At 54.1% G+C, this 14,940-nt stretch carries 12 protein-coding genes; 9 read left to right on the plus strand and 3 right to left on the minus strand.

Going from position 1 to position 14,940, the window contains the following annotated elements; all coding sequences use genetic code 11:
• Positions 1-349: 349 nt before the first annotated feature.
• From LAO21_21155 to LAO21_21195, 9 genes are all read left to right on the plus strand, one after another.
• The gene (locus tag LAO21_21155; GenBank protein ID MBZ5555228.1) at positions 350-574 is read left to right on the plus strand and encodes a DUF1488 domain-containing protein; all 225 of its coding nucleotides are present in this window, start codon (positions 350-352) and stop codon (positions 572-574) included.
• Positions 575-1,125: 551 nt separating this feature from the next.
• Positions 1,126-2,133, plus strand: coding sequence for a CsgG/HfaB family protein (locus LAO21_21160; protein ID MBZ5555229.1), 1,008 nt, complete (start codon positions 1,126-1,128; stop codon positions 2,131-2,133).
• Between the two features lie 128 nt (positions 2,134-2,261).
• Positions 2,262-3,023 carry a hypothetical protein gene (locus tag LAO21_21165; GenBank protein MBZ5555230.1) on the plus strand — a complete coding sequence of 254 codons (762 nt, stop codon included), beginning with the start codon at positions 2,262-2,264 and terminating at the stop codon, positions 3,021-3,023.
• 1,566 nt (positions 3,024-4,589) lie between these two features.
• The gene (locus LAO21_21170) at positions 4,590-5,852 is read left to right on the plus strand and encodes a helix-turn-helix domain-containing protein (GenBank protein ID MBZ5555231.1); all 1,263 of its coding nucleotides are present in this window, start codon (positions 4,590-4,592) and stop codon (positions 5,850-5,852) included.
• Between the two features lie 2 nt (positions 5,853-5,854).
• Positions 5,855-6,319, plus strand: coding sequence for a hypothetical protein (locus LAO21_21175; protein MBZ5555232.1), 465 nt, complete (start codon positions 5,855-5,857; stop codon positions 6,317-6,319).
• Positions 6,316-7,785 carry a ThiF family adenylyltransferase gene (locus LAO21_21180; GenBank protein ID MBZ5555233.1) on the plus strand — a complete coding sequence of 490 codons (1,470 nt, stop codon included), beginning with the start codon at positions 6,316-6,318 and terminating at the stop codon, positions 7,783-7,785. Before LAO21_21175 ends, LAO21_21180 begins: the two co-directional genes overlap by 4 nt.
• A 6-nt stretch (positions 7,786-7,791) precedes the next feature.
• On the plus strand, positions 7,792-8,664 hold the full coding sequence (locus tag LAO21_21185; protein MBZ5555234.1) for a hypothetical protein: 873 nt from the start codon (positions 7,792-7,794) through the stop codon (positions 8,662-8,664).
• A gap of 7 nt (positions 8,665-8,671) precedes the next feature.
• Positions 8,672-10,147, plus strand: a complete 1,476-nt coding sequence (locus tag LAO21_21190; protein MBZ5555235.1) for a dsDNA nuclease domain-containing protein — start codon at positions 8,672-8,674, stop codon at positions 10,145-10,147.
• Between the two features lie 329 nt (positions 10,148-10,476).
• Positions 10,477-10,689 carry a hypothetical protein gene (locus tag LAO21_21195; GenBank protein ID MBZ5555236.1) on the plus strand — a complete coding sequence of 71 codons (213 nt, stop codon included), beginning with the start codon at positions 10,477-10,479 and terminating at the stop codon, positions 10,687-10,689.
• 76 nt (positions 10,690-10,765) lie between these two features.
• Here LAO21_21195 and LAO21_21200 read toward each other — a convergent pair whose 3' ends face one another.
• Genes LAO21_21200 through LAO21_21210 form a run of 3 tightly spaced genes read right to left on the minus strand, consistent with a single transcriptional unit; the run spans position 10,766 to position 14,207 of the window.
• A complete protein-coding gene (locus LAO21_21200; protein ID MBZ5555237.1) occupies positions 10,766-12,802 on the minus strand; it encodes a hypothetical protein in 2,037 nt (678 codons plus the stop codon).
• The gene (locus LAO21_21205) at positions 12,802-13,284 is read right to left on the minus strand and encodes a hypothetical protein (protein MBZ5555238.1); all 483 of its coding nucleotides are present in this window, start codon (positions 13,282-13,284) and stop codon (positions 12,802-12,804) included. Before LAO21_21205 ends, LAO21_21200 begins: the two co-directional genes overlap by 1 nt.
• A complete protein-coding gene (locus tag LAO21_21210; protein MBZ5555239.1) occupies positions 13,284-14,207 on the minus strand; it encodes a hypothetical protein in 924 nt (307 codons plus the stop codon). Before LAO21_21210 ends, LAO21_21205 begins: the two co-directional genes overlap by 1 nt.
• Between the last annotated feature and the right edge of the window lie 733 nt (positions 14,208-14,940).

The following is a 14,940-nucleotide window of genomic DNA, read 5'->3' on the forward strand; positions in this document are numbered from 1 at the left end:
AGAAAGTAAACGATCGGCGACATTCCGGAATGTCAGCGACCGGCGACACAGTGTGTAAGTTAAGGCAGGGCCAAGCCTCTGAATGACGGACAACTGGACAATTACGAATTCGCTTCCGCGAGCTGATTTTTATAACGCAAAAGTGTAACACATGGAAGGCCCGTGATAACGCAAAAGTGACCCACCCCCCAGACCTCTGCTAGAGTGCCGGGACGTCGGCAAGTCATAGTCATAGCAGAGGGTTGAGGGAGGTGGGTCCTTTTTACATGATCATCTGCCCTCCAAGTGGGTACCTTTTACGTTATCATTATCACCTACCTGCGCGTCCCCTCCTCACGCCATAGTTTTTATGTACAAGAAAGCGCAATCCTTCACCACGAAAGATGGATTAGATGCGACCCCACCAACTTTCAGCCGAGAAGCCCTGGACGATCATTTCGGGGGGGACGACAAGGACAAGCTTGCAGTATTCAGAGCGAACCGTCAGGTCATTGAGCAGGACGCGCGGCGGAAATATCTCGCTAGCGACACAGAAGCGGACGGATCTGTTCTCATCCGCACCGGGGATCTGTGAATGAGTAGTGAACAGAACCAGGGACCGCCACCTATTTTTCTGGCTTTGACCCCAAGCGCATTAAATTCGTGGCTGTCTCTAGTTTCCTTCCATGCGACTGGGGGAACCTTACAGAATGCTCGGCAAGCTACGAGGGGTCGTGTTGCATCTTGACACAAGTTTGAGATTTGTAACCATGCTGTTACCCATTATTTCAACAGAAAATTGTAAATTTAGACCTGATCCTGCCATCGCAGTAAATTCCATCTGGAATTGATAACGGACTTGGTGTACATTGAAAATCAAGCAATAGAGGTTTTTCACTGCTCCCACTTAGTGGGGGATTCTGTGAAGAAGGCAACGGTTTCACTCCTATACTAATGAGCAATGCATGAACCGTTGTGGTGCTTTGAACTACGCGCAGCCTCACTCTGGGTTTTCCGCTACGGCGGTTCTCCAACGGCAGGCTGGTCAAGCGGCTATAGCGCGGCGTGCCGCAGTGAGAGGCGGGTGTCTTGAGCTGGGAACATTTCTCATTAAGTCCAGTGCGCCGTTTTTTTCGGGAGGCCGACATGGGCAGGAAAAAGGTCCGTGAAGCAGTGCAGGGGTACATGAGGCTAACTCGGTTCATCTTGACTCTGACCCTTGCGACAATTGCTGCCCATCCAGCTCCTGCTCAAGACCTGAAACCTGTCTCCACTGCCCTTGCGTCCCAAATCTCCTCGTCCGGTCGCAAGAGGATTGCCGTCGTTGATTTTACTGACCTCGAAGGAAATGTCACTAAGCTAGGCCGCTATCTGGCTGAGGAACTCTCTGTCAACTTGCTCGGGGATGCCAAAGGCTTCCAGGTAATCGACCGCACCCATCTGAAGGCGATTCTCCAAGAACATCGGCTCTCGGCTACGGGAGTAATTGATCCTCAGACGGCTCGCAAATTGGGAGAGATCGTTGGTGCGGATGCACTCGTTACAGGCACAATCACTCCCTTTGGCGACACAGTTCACCTATCAATTAAAGCAATTGATCCCGCAACGGCTAGCATGGTTGCGGCCACCACAGCGGATATCCCGAAGACCCCTGCCATTGGTGCTCTATTGGGAGAGTCTCTGACATCCCCAACGATCTCAACGGCGGACTCCACGAACAGAGCAAGCAATGTAGGTGGAAAGCCCGCCTCGATTGGCGTAACCGTGCAGTCGCACGGCTTTGTTTTTGCAGTTCAGAACTGCCATCGTGTGGGTGACTCCCTCACATGCTTGGGCTCCATAAACAATCAAATGCAGGAGAGGCGCGTGCTTGACCTTAGCTGCTGCGGCGCCGAATATTCCCAAGTGATTGACAATAATCATGTCCAGTATGCCTTGGCCTATCCCATCCGGTATTCTCTTGTCTTTGGCGCGAGGGGCCAACGGCAGAAGCTTGAAAACGATCTACCGGTCACCTTCAAGCTTTCTGTGGAGAACTTCTCTTCAACGGCCACGTCCGTAAGTATCGTTTTATCTTGCATGGCCTACGGCGATACATACGCCAGAAACGACTTCAAGGTTACGCTTCGTAATATCCAGTTAAGTAGCAATTAGCTACGACAATCTCCAACCTGCTTGTGCAGCTTGGGCAGGTTGGGTGCGAAAAAACGCAGTCCCGTTCCGGCTGATGGTGCCGGAGAAACGCTTAGGCGAACAAGCCTTCCTTCAAGGACGTAGTACTAATGAGTGAAAATGATTCTCTTTCCAAAAAGTGGTACTACCGATTTGGAGTCGTCGTAGCCTTGTTAAGCAGCCTCACCCTCTTGTTCACCTTGCGGAAGGATATACGTGAAGCTATCTTTCCGCAAGAGCCGACGACGAGTGTTCGCAGTGACTCTGCAAACCTACCTCGACAACCTGACTCTGGCGGCTCCAATCTTCCGACTGCAAGGACCACGGGGCTCTCTGCGACGCCTGCTAGTGAGATCTCGGTGGAAGCTCCGCCAGTGAAGGCACATCCGGAACGGTACATAAACACGGCCATGTCCAAACGTGGAAGTATAAAGCGAGCAGCGATCCTGCTTGAGCTAGAAGGTCGGGAGTCAATACCCAACGTGGAATCAGAGATTTCGGCCATACTCACCAAACAAGGTGTTGAGGCGGTTCAGTCTTTCTTTAAACCGGCGTTCGCTCAAGATGGCAAGGCCAAGCGCCTATTTTCTGGGGATTGGACAGTCTCGGACCAATTGCAACTCGCAGGCCATGTGGACTATGCGCTGATCGGCTTCGGAAAGGTCTCTTACAGCTCGAACCAGGAGCTCGGCGGTCTGATGACAGCTAATCTTGAGCTTGCGCTCAAATGTCTTGACTTGGTTTCGGAGTCGGTCTGCGGAAACAGATCCTTTGCGATGCCGGGCGCGGGTTACACGGGGAACGCGGCATTGCAAAACGCTGTCGAGCATCTGCAGCCTGAACTTGAATCATTTGTGCGTAAAGCCTTCTAATCCGCCGCTCGGGAATCGGTTCTCGTTCGTCAACTCACTCTGCCGTTTTCAAGATGGGCCCATCCAGAGATTCCTCCTGCCGCCCTTGACTCCCGTTTTCATTGGCATCGCGTGATGTACCTCAATGTCGGAGGAATGACTTATCCAACGGATGCCAGTGTGCTAAAGAAAGACAAACAGTGAGCCGAGATCTTCCTTCCAGCTTAATCCCCTTTGGAGAGAGTAAAGACACGGACCCATTCATATTCTGGGGTGTTCGGCTCTAGTCCTGCAGAGGCGTTTGATTCATTCCCTTCCCCGAAGGGGAAGTCTTCAATAGCTCAGGGTTGGCCGCCTTGCGGCCTACCCTGGGTGTAGATCGCCCTAAGAGAAGAAGGAACCCTGAAGGGGTTCCTTCCCCATGAGGATCTGGCCCCGTCTTTTCGATTCCCGCGTCTCCGCGGTGTAGCACTAGGCTTTCCTGCCGCGGATAAACTGGAGCAGAAACCGCCACAAGTGCCAGCGGTGGATCAAATGCCAGATTTGTCCCGGCAGATCATGCCGATGTGATCACGCCATCGCAGGCTTCCTTGCTGATCCAAGTTGCCAAATGGGGGATTATTTCGGGGGCAAAAAACAGGTTTTAAGGTCTAAATTTTACCCTCTTTTCCGATGATCGACAAGAATTTCAGTGAGTTGACTTGGTCCGACCCCAAGCGATGAGGGAATCGGACCGCGGAAATGCGCCGAAAAAGGTCGGAATTCATTTTACGTTGCTCATCGTGCTGGTTGCATTGTGGGCTTACTGAATCCTTTGTTCGATGTCCAAGATCGGACCGCTCTTCTGCCTTATTTGTCCCATCATCTATTAAAGCGGGAACTAAGTGAAAAAAGGCTCAAGCAATTGAAATTTTTTTGAAGGTTCCGGGTTGAGGGGCAAGAACCAGGGGCGTTAAGGTCAGCCGCTGACAGTCGGCAATCTATGGATCACCGCCGAGGCGCGGGGGGCGCGGAGGGGGTAGGTAATAGGTATTAGGTGATAGGGAATAGGGAAAGACAGTTCAAAGTTCAACCCGCCACGGCGGCCAGGAGTTCAAAGTTGAGAAGCGGATTTCCAGGCCCAACCTGCTACCACGGCCAGGAGATCAAAGTTCAAGACCGTGTTTCCGTCTCCGGAGCGGTCCGTCGGGCGCGACAACGCATGGAGCGCGATCCGACCCTGGCGCAGGCCTTTCAACAGATTAGCTGCCAATTGAAAAATAAATAGACCTGGCCCCCGGTTTTGTGGACGTATATGTCCAGGGTGGGGGTGGATGATGAGGATAAAAAAACCTTTGGCAGGGGCTTTTCGGGATTTCTCCCTACGAGCACCCGCCAAAAGGTTCTGTCGGGCGATCCCTGCCTCTCCTTGTGGAGATGTTCCCAGTTTAAAATATTGGCGACTGCTTGCAAGAGGGGGCTGTGGATAAGTCGATACCCCTTTTCATAGATGACCCTCTATATTCGAAGCAAAGCGCTGTCGACGCCTCCTAACGAGTGCCTCAATAAAATCTTGACAATGTATGCATACGCTGTCAAAATCACTAGGTGGAAGAACTCGCCGAGCTAATCAAGAGCAAGCGTTTATCCCGTGGCTGGTCTCTCCGCCGACTTGGAGCAGAAATTGGGGTAACGCCTGCGTACGTCGCCGACATCGAGGCCAGCCGCCGGCTTCCTAGTGGTGAATTGAAGAAGCGCATATCCTCGGTCCTGGAAATTCCACCAGAAGAACTCGCCGCCGCAGACTACCGTTTATCACCGGATCTGCGAGACTGGATTGAAGAACGCCCAAAACTTACTAATCTTCTCCGATCACTGCGCGCATCGCCCCAGTCGGATATGCTGATCCAACGCCTTACCAAATTTTTCAACCGTCGGTCACCGCCCAAAATTCCGCGCGGGTTTCTGGTCACATGGGAATCGGAGTTGCGGGCGATCGCAGCGGAAGCCTCGGCGTGGTCCATCGAGACGGGAGGCGATCTGTTCGGGCGTTGGCATGATGTTCCGACCATCCTTCTTGCGACGAAGGCTGGACCAAACGCACAGCGCAATAACGCACACTTTCGTCTGGATGTTGATTACCTCCGGCAGATCAGTGAGACTCTCGCGTCCGATTGGGCCTTGCGGTATTTCGGTGACTGGCACTCTCACCACAGATTAGGGCTGTCCGCTCCAAGCGGCGGCGACCGAAAACGTATTCTCAGCATTGCGGGCCGCAACGAGTTCGCTGGGATGGCGGAGATCATCGTCACATTGGAGGATACCCGAAACGAGCCAACGATCAGAATTCATCCGTGGCTCTACGACCTTTCAAGCGAAAACAGTAGACCCATTCCGCTACGGGTAAAGGTGCTACCCGGTCTGAGTCCGATACGAGAGGCGCTTTTGGCGAGACGCGTACTTCCCGAGCAAGAGCTCTTTGCGTGGGAGAAGATTTCGTTGTATCGCATCCGGGTCGGATCTGACGCAGCTCTGCCTGTTGTTGAGCCGACATCTGATGTTGACACGACAACACGGGAGAAAACAATTTCCCAACTCGCTGATGCGTTGAAGGGCGCAAGTGGGAGCCCGGTGGAGCAACATTCGACCGGCTTTGGCTGTGTGCTGGTGGCGAAGCTCCACCGGCCATACTACCTCGCGTTTGCCCTCGGGGCCGCGTGGCCCATGAAGGTACTCGAAGTACATCGATTGAATCGCAATGACGGGTCCACTGAGCCCTTCGATGCGCCTGAGGGCGTCGTGGCGCCGGACATACAGGGCATTCTCGAGATCTTTCGCTCAGCCCAGTCAAAGGAAAAAGGTACTGCATAGCAATGTGGACGGATGACCAGCGGCGCCGACTCGTGTTGGAGAATGAAGTTCTTCAGCGGGAAGGGTTCACCCAGTTTACGGTGTATTGGTATCGATCCACCGATACCTACGAGGCTTCTGGTGTGACCTCTTCAAACTCTGGATGCCACTACACCCTCGCCATTCCGATTCCCAGTGGCTTTCCACAACAGCGTCCACCTATTTATCTGACCAACCCGTTTCCGCTCTATTCGGCGGATGGAAGTCGCATTTCTTCACTGGGAGTTTCGCACAGCATGCACACGCTTACGCCGTCATCGTCTGGGCAAGTTCAGATTTGCCATTGGCGGGACGACCGATGGCATTCTGGCATCCTGCTTCAAAAAGTGTTTCTAAAAGGCCTGCTGTGGATCGAGGCGTACGAGCAACATCTTGCAACAGGCCGCCCACTGGCTGAGTTCGTCGTAACGATGAAAGGAAGAACATGAGTGCAAACGACCCACAACAGCAGCAGATGATTCGAGAGGCTATGAAAGCGATTGCCGAGCGGAGACCCGGTCGTTCCAAGCTGGTCTATGACAAGGCAAAGCGCACGATTGTCGCCGTCACCGAAGGCACACAGACTCCTCGGGCATTGAATATAACGGCCGACGATGCGGACATGTTTGCCGTTGTCACATTGTCGAGTCGATGGTTCCGGGAGCAATGGCCACAATTTACCCGGCAGGGCAGGGTCTCTGTCCTTTTCAGCTCTTGGGATAGTGGCGATGCATTTACTCAGTGCGACCTAGGCCCGCTGTCAGCTCCGTCGGTTGCTGAAGGCGTAGTCTCACTGGGGGAAGGGACGGCTGCGCAGGAAAAGGCTCAGCTTCGCATCGTGCTCACGCCGGCGGGGGCTTCCACCCCTGACCCTTCGATCTTCATTGCTCCCGATGGGTCAATTCACCGAGCTACAGCGCGGCAACAGGTCAACGGCGCTGAACAGTCTGTGGCCGTCGTCTTCGTTGATGTGCAGCCGACACTCGCTAATCGACGGGTTGGCATTCTCGAAACTACCATGGTGAGCGACAAGTCTGTACTTTGTGTCGGCTTGGGCACTGGTGGCGCTCACGCAGCCATTGAACTAGCCAAGTGCGGAGTAGGTCGTTTCATCCTAATCGACCCGGACAGGCTATCCGTAGGAAATGTCGTTCGCCACCCTGGCGGCATCTCCCAAGTTGGCCGCCTCAAAGTGAACGTTGTACGCGATCTGATTCACGAGAAGAATCCAGACGTTAAAGTGTCCGTCCACCCCGTTGCCGTAACCTTTGAGAACCTGGAGGCGATCAGACCGCTCATCTCCCAGGCCAACGTGGTGATCTGCGGCACGGATAGTCGGCCGAGCAAACTCCTAGTTAATCGCCTTTGCATCGAGGATAACGTCGTTGCGGTCTACGGGGGGGCGTTTCGGCGGGCATATGGTGGTCAGGTTCTTCGAGTGCGCCCGAAGAAATCGCCATGCCATGAGTGTTTTGTGGCAGCTATGCCCGAAGAATCTACCGACGTTGAGATCTCGTCGGCATCAGCTGCCGAGGAGGTTGCTTATTCCGACCGCCCAGTGGCTATTGAGCCCGGGTTGTCTGTGGACGTTCTTCCTATAGCCAATATGCTCACAAAGCTTGCACTCCTGGAACTGCTTGCAGACAAGCCAACCTCGCTTAGCATTTTGAAAGCGGATTTCGCCGCGCCCTGGTACCTGTGGCTCAACAGGCCGGAACCGGGCACACAATATGCAGACTGGCCGCCGCTGAGCGATAGCAGTGACGAGATGACGATCAATCGCTGGTATGGGATCGACCTTGCCCGCGATCCGGATTGCCCTGTATGCGGCAAATTCATTCCGACACTGGCAGCCTCATACGGTCTCGATCTGGCTTCGCCGAGGACGATACCGTCCTTACCTACAAAGGAGTAATGCATCGTGGAACTGGCAGCCGATTTCAAGGCGTTTCTCTATTCACTTCAGCCCGGTGACGCTGATGTGGCGGCCGCAAAGGCCGCGCACGAAAATGTTCGCGACGAGTTGCGAACCGACGATGAGTCAAAGGAGGCACACAAAGATACCTTCCTCTCAGGCTCATACGCACGAAGTACAGCCATTAATGACATCAACGATGTTGATGTCATTTGCACCTTGGACATTGACCACAGAATTACAGAACCAGAGGTTTGTCTCGCGTGGATTCAAGGCATACTTGCCCGCTACTACAAGGAAACCAAACGTCAGGGAAGATCAGTGGGGGCCAGCGCAGCGAAGGGTGTTTGGCTCGACATCGTTCCTGCCACTCCAGTTTCGGCCGATGACGGGCCACTATGGATACCTGATAGGCATGCCCGTGAGTGGGTTCAGACCCATCCAAAGGGACAGATTGACGCAGCTGTAAGGAAGAACAAGATGACCAACGGATATTTCGTTCAGGTCGTGAAGTTAATGAAATTCTGGCGCGACAGGTTGGGCGCCGATCCGTGTAATCCTAAGTCATATATTCTCGAAGCGCTTATCCATGGCACCATTGGAAGCCCCTCTTCCCACGCAGCTGCAATCGTAAACGTGCTCGAAGGCATCGAGCGGAACTACGGCCCTTATCGCAATACCAACCTCGTCCCCTGTATTTCCGATCCAGGATATTCCTCAGTCAACGTAGCAAAACGCTGGCCAGCCGAGGAGTTCAACGATTTCATGGTGCAGGTCAAATCCGCTGCCACCACGGCACGCAGCGCGTTGAACAGTTCTGATGAGACAGCGAGCCGTAAGCTGTGGCGTCAAGTATTTGGTTCGCAATTCGGCCAATGAGGCGACAATGACCGATTCCGAAAAGCGCCCACGCAAATCAGGTGCCAGCCGTGGTTCTCTGCTTTCCCCAGAGGCCACAGGTGGTATCACAGGAGGAAAAGGTTACGATTTCCAGACGCGCTATGCAGCATGTCATTTGCCGCTATGGCTGCTCGAGGGGTCATTTCACCAACTATTCTTTGAGGGCACCGGCGACATCGACATTCGCTTCAAAGATCAAGGCAAATCATCTCGCAACCACATTCAAGTGAAAGATCACGAAGTCTCCCCCAGCGAACTCAGGTTAGTTATCGAGCATTTCCGAAACTTGGATTCCAGTCTCCCGGAAGTATATAAACAGTTCACCTTGGCGTGCCCGTCCTTGTCCGCAACGCTTCGACCAATTGAGACGGGACTCGCCCGTTTGCGAGGAGGCACACCGTTTTACGACGATGCGCCAGGGGCCCTAGCCGCCACAAGAAAGGACCTGGATGAACGGTTGCGCAAAAGGGGCCTTGAGGACCTCATTGACTTCATTCACTCGAAGACATTCATCGAAGTAGGTCATGGGGATCTATGTTACGATGACCGCGCTGTCGAACTATTCATTGCGCGCTTGCTGAACCACCCAGAGTATTCGGGAAAACTCCGAGCTATGGTGCAGCCGGCATTTTCCGAATTAATGAGGGGGATTACGGCAAGCAAGGGCGTCGTTCTTGAACGAGCTGTGATCGAAGGGATCTTGCGATCCGCAGTAGCAAAGGGAGTGAATGGCGAGAAGAGCATCACACTCTGGGTTCAGAATTGGACAAAAGAGTCATTTGATCCGCCAGCAGACTATGCCTTGGACTGGTCATCGCGTTTTGACCGCGCTTCGCGTCGTGGACCGTCCCAGGGAGTGTGGAGCGCCAAACTACTGCCAGAATTGAGTTCGCTTCAGAAGAAGATTGTTGCGGAACGAACAGAGCGTTTCATTCGCTTTCGGGGGAAGTGCTCTTTATCGACCGGCATCGCGATCGGAGCCGTTTTCCCTGCAGTGGGAGGGTGGGTATTCGAGATACCGCAGCCACCCTCGAAGGAGGACTGGAGATCTGATGCTCCTGCAACCAGCCCATATGATCTGCGGGTTGAGGTTATCGACGGTAGCCTCGACGGTACGGACCTGGTTCTTGGACTGAATATCAAGGCCGACGGTCGCGGGGATATCATGCGCTATGTGGAAAGCACCGGCCACCGACCGAAGATATTCGCATTCATGTCGCCACCATCCCAAGGAGCGCAGTCGATTGGAGGGGCAGGAGATGCCTGCGCTTTTTCGCGAGCGGTGCGCGATCAGCTTGGCCAGCTCCTGAAGACGCGCCAGCTTGTCAAGACCCGCATCTTCTTCTACGGTCCTTTTGCTCTTGCCGTGTTTCTAGGACAGCAGTTGACTTCGGTTGGCGAAATTCAGCTATTCGAGTATCAGGACCCTGGGTATATTCTGAGCTGCTCTCTGCGGACATAGCCCGGGTAGGATTAATTATATCTACGAAGAACTTCAATGTAATGCCCAGATCAGATCTATTTATTTTTCAATTGCAAACGGCAGTGGCTTTGTAATGGTATAATCAGATTGTATTCGCCCTCCAACATTCAGCGTCTTTCAATCACCCCCGGACTGGAGTCACCATGGCTCGGCCGCTGCGTATCCAGTGGGAGGGGGCCCGTTTCGGCGGGCATCAAATGATATTCACCGCAGAGGTACAGGGGCGCGGAGGTTTTAGGTGATAGGTTTTGGGTGATAGGGAAAAGCAGTTCAAAGTCGGAAATTCGGGACTCACTGGAATTTCCTTCGTGAATCGTCACGGGGACTGGGGGCGAGATCTGGCGCTGTCTCTGGCTTACGAGTATTGCGGACTGACGCTCCAACAACTCGGTGCTTTGGTCGGCGGATTGGATTATGTGTCCATCTCGGGAGCGGTTCGTCGATTTCGACAACGCATGGAGTGCGATCCAACGCTGGCGCAGGCCTTCCAACAGATTAGCTGCCAATTGAAAAATAAATAGACCTGGCCCCTAGTTTTTCTATCATCCCCTGCGCCGCTGGCAATTCGCCCGCTAGGACAAAAGCTCGCCTGGCTTGCTAGCCAGACATCTTTTGCAAAATCCATTCGTCGCCAAATTCCACTACGTGCTTGACCCCGATATTGCTCAAATACGTTCCAATTGTTTTACGCTCGTGACTGGTGGTCACGATGATCTGGCACATCTTCTCGCCTACAGCGTGGCGCAACATCTCGCGGAAAGAGCTTTCGTCGATGGACTGCTGCTGGGGCTCGTCGAAGATAAGCAATCCGGGATGATTGCCCGAAGGCTGGGTGCCGACTTTCAGAAGCCCGAGCAGGTATGCCCAATGCAGCCGGATCAGGTCGCTTGCCGCAACATCAGCGCTGAGATTGACACCCGCCACTTCAGGTTCATAGCTGCCGGGCGATATCTTCACCTCGTTTACTGCAAGGCTCCCCATCTTGTACTGCGTCAGCTGTTGCTGGAAGGAGGTCTGCAGCACGGCGATTTTCTTTTCGTCGCGCTCCGACAGCGCACCTTTGGGCAGTCTCTTAAACCGATCCTGCACTTCAAGCCACTCGCTTGCCAGTTGCGCAAGCTGGGCGATGTGCTCCTCAAATACTTGTTGCTGCGTCTCGACACGGCTGATTCTCTCCTGCAACCTTATGCGTTCTGAAATGGCCTCAATGGAGGGAGAGCTCGATGCTGCGACTAGCGTTTCTCTGATGTCCCGGATGCGCTCCCGCAGCTGCGTGACCTGAACTCGCTGAGCCCGAAGGTCCTTCTCAGCGGTTTGGATAGAATGTATCGTGTTGCTGTGAACCGCTGTAAAAAGCTGGATTTGCTCTTCGTAGAAGCTGACATTCTGGTCCACGGTCATCGGGACCGCTTTATTGCCTGTGTCGAGCAGCGAATCCGGTAATTCCTGATGGCAGGTTGGGCAGTGGCCGCTGACGACCTCTGGCCCATCGTTCGACCCCATTCTGCGGACCTTACGGAGGTCTTTGTATTTCCTGAGGTCATCATTGATGGTGTCGATGCGTTGTTGCAGGGATTCCGCTTCAGCTGTATCCGTCTCAAACCTTTCATAAAGAGCGGCTGTGGCTCTCTCCCGGTCTGCCAAGTCTGCCTCTAGCCTTACGAGTTCCGCCCGGATTGTAGGCTCGGCTTTCGCGGTCGATGGAACCTCAACTGTCTGCAACTCCGCGAATCGTGCTCTGAGCCCCGTCAGGAACTCCGCAATGGGCACCCACTTTGACTCCCGCATCACGGAGAGAGTGGGCGCAATTTCGGGCGGCCAGGAAGCAATCGGCTCAACGGGGATACCTCGGACGATACCCACGACCGCGGCGGCTGATTTCTCGGCCAGCGTTCGTACGTTCGACCAGTCCCGCCGCAGGCGTTTTATCTCCTCACTCACCGCCACGCGTTCAATCGCTGTTGCGTAGGCATCGAGCCCGAGGATGAATTCTACCGTTCTGCGACCCACATCCCGAATTCCAAACCATGTGGGATAGCGGGCAGGGAGACGGCCCCAACCAAATTTTTGCTCCACGTACAGCAAAGGGAAGATGGTCTCCATATAGAGCGGGCAGTCAGGTTCGTTGAAACGTGGTGCCATCGGCAGTTCCCAGCCGATGAAGTCTTTGAGCTTTCGGTGGAATCCGAGCTCGTTACTGGCCGCTCCGCCCTCGCGCACGTAGTAATCCCGCGCGGAGCCCAAGGCTTCTTTCTGCGTGAGCGCGCGGCCTTCGTAAACCGTCATCAGGTGGCGATTGCGGTCCCCTGCGATAGCCCTCTGCACGGTGAGAAACTTGCCCTTGCCGTTCTCAATTTCGATGGAGACCGTTGAATCGATGACCTTGGCGACCTGCTTCTTGCCGTTGACGGAGAAGTCAAGGTATTCCGTCAGGGCGTGGGCAAGGGGAACGGCGTGGGATGGACCCTGCATGCCCTCCATCCCGAGGGCGTACATGATTGACTGGACGAGCTGTGATTTGCCGGCGTAGTTTTTAGCGCGGATGACGTTTAGGCCGTCCCCGAAATTCTGCTTCGTGCCAAACACACCCTTGTCGGTGTTGATGTGAATGAGCAGGTGCCGGATGCGCAGCATTATATATTCCTGACTGTGATCATCTCTGTGGCAATGGCCTCGGTGATGTCTTTGCCAATGCGGTTCAGGAACTCGCGTTCCTGGTACATGACGGATTCATCCTTCATGACGTCTGTGATCCACCGCTTTCCTTTTACCGTTATCTGGAGACGGTCACCACCGACCCATTCGATGAGTTTCTCGCCGACCGCGAGATTAATCGCCCGCCCCAATGCGGGTTCGAACCTGAATTGAAAACTGAAAAGTGGGTGCTCGTGCTCCCGGAGCTGTTCAAACTCCGCCCGGTTCTTGGGAGATCGAAGCGCCCAATTAAGTATATGCAATCGGCGCAGCGAACTCTTACTGCCACGAGAACTCAGATGCAGGATGAGCAGCAATGCGCCCATCTTCCAGTCAGGACGTAACTCAGCCGCGATCGCGATTGGGCGGCGCTTAAACCGGAAGGAATGCGCCTTTTCGAGCGTTAAGATTTCTTCCGCCATTACTCAAACTCCAGCGGACACCGCATCAGCCAATCCGAGACGGCCTCGCGCGCGAGAATATCCACGGCGCGCGGACTGATGACGGAAACACCCCGAAGTTCGGCTTTATATTGCTTTAGCGTCTCATCGAAAAACTTGCCGGGTACAAACGTATTTGTGACACTCGCGGTTTCCAATTCGCCCTCGCGGTCCGTCTTTTTCTTGATAACCGCTTCGTAAGCCTCCGGCAACTCCTGTTCCAGCCTACTGAGCACAATCGATCCGGCGGTGTAGTCCTTGACCATCTGATTGAGGAAGTTCTCCCTCATCTTGGCAGACTTCCCTTTGGCGATGACTGTGGCCTTGCGCGTCAGATTCGTGACCAGTTCCAGACCCTCGTTCTGCTGCATCCACTGCGCGGCCGTCGGCACAGTGTTGGGCAGCTGCTTCACATCGAACTTGTAAAGGTCCTGCCTCGCAAGCATTCGTTTCTCCATGAGGAATTCATCGCCCGTGATCACCGAAATCTGGAAATCCGCCTTGAGGTGCTTAGGCTTCTTCCCCCGTACCTCCATCTCCTTCCTACGCGCGTGCTTCAGTAGTTCCTTGTCGTTCCAGAACGGCAGCACGAAATTCCAGATTCCGATGCGGATTTCGCCGAGGATCGTTAGCAGTTCGTCTTCATTTTTGAGGAGCTTGCCTATATCGACCGTCATCTTGTTTTTCTGATGATCGAGGAGGACCCTGAAATCCGTCCAGTTCTGGCAGGCGTAACACTGGTAAGCCGTGCCGTCCTTGGCGAAGCCTTCTATTCCACAGTCGCCTTTGATGTCATCCGGTATCTGCTGGTAGGAGCCAACGGGTTGCGCGTAGCGCAGCTTCAGCACTAATTGGATGTGCTGTTCCCAATCGTTCGGATCCCATGGCGTGATGTCGCCTGGCATATTTCTCTGCGGCTTCTGTCAGCCGCGTAACCCCTTACCCCCAGATCGCGCTGTGTAGGAGACTTTTTCACCTTAAGCCGGATCCGGGCTGGTGATTCTTCAGAAGCTCGGTGCGTGCTCTCCGCAAAACGGCCATGACTTTCGTCAATGTGTACGACAGGAAGTCTGTTGACGACTCGGCCGGTACCATCCGTCGATCTCTTCTGGCCCCCACGAGAGCACACTCACGCGCGTCAATCTACTACATGCCCCACGGATTTCGAAAGCCGAAGGTCCCTTCCTAGGATCTTCGACGACAGAATGTACCACAATTTAGTAACTCGATAAGACCGATTTTGAGAAGGACCATAGCCGGATGACCGTCATCCACATTGACGTGAAAGGGCTTACCCGCAGAAGCGGCAGTCGTCGGCACTTAGATTCGAGCCACCACGCGGTAACTTTCGGATGGTCGCCCACTCGGAAATTGTTCATTGCCAACCCATTGCCCAGGGTCAGATCCATTTATTTTTCAATTGCAAATGGCACTGACTTTGTAATCCTATAATCACATTGTAATCCCCCCCCCACATTCAGCGTCTTTTAACCCGGATTATTCAGTGCGCCGTGAAAAGGCGGCGATCTTCAGGGGGTGAAAATCCCTCCCGGCAACTGTCGCTCCAGCCGGTAGCAACCGGAGCAGCGGTGGAAGCAATGAAACCGCTGAAGCCTCTGGTGGAACGAGGTCACCTTG

The sequence above is a fragment of the Terriglobia bacterium genome (assembly GCA_020073085.1).
In the GTDB taxonomy this organism is placed as follows: Bacteria; Acidobacteriota; Terriglobia; order JAIQFV01; family JAIQFV01; genus JAIQFV01.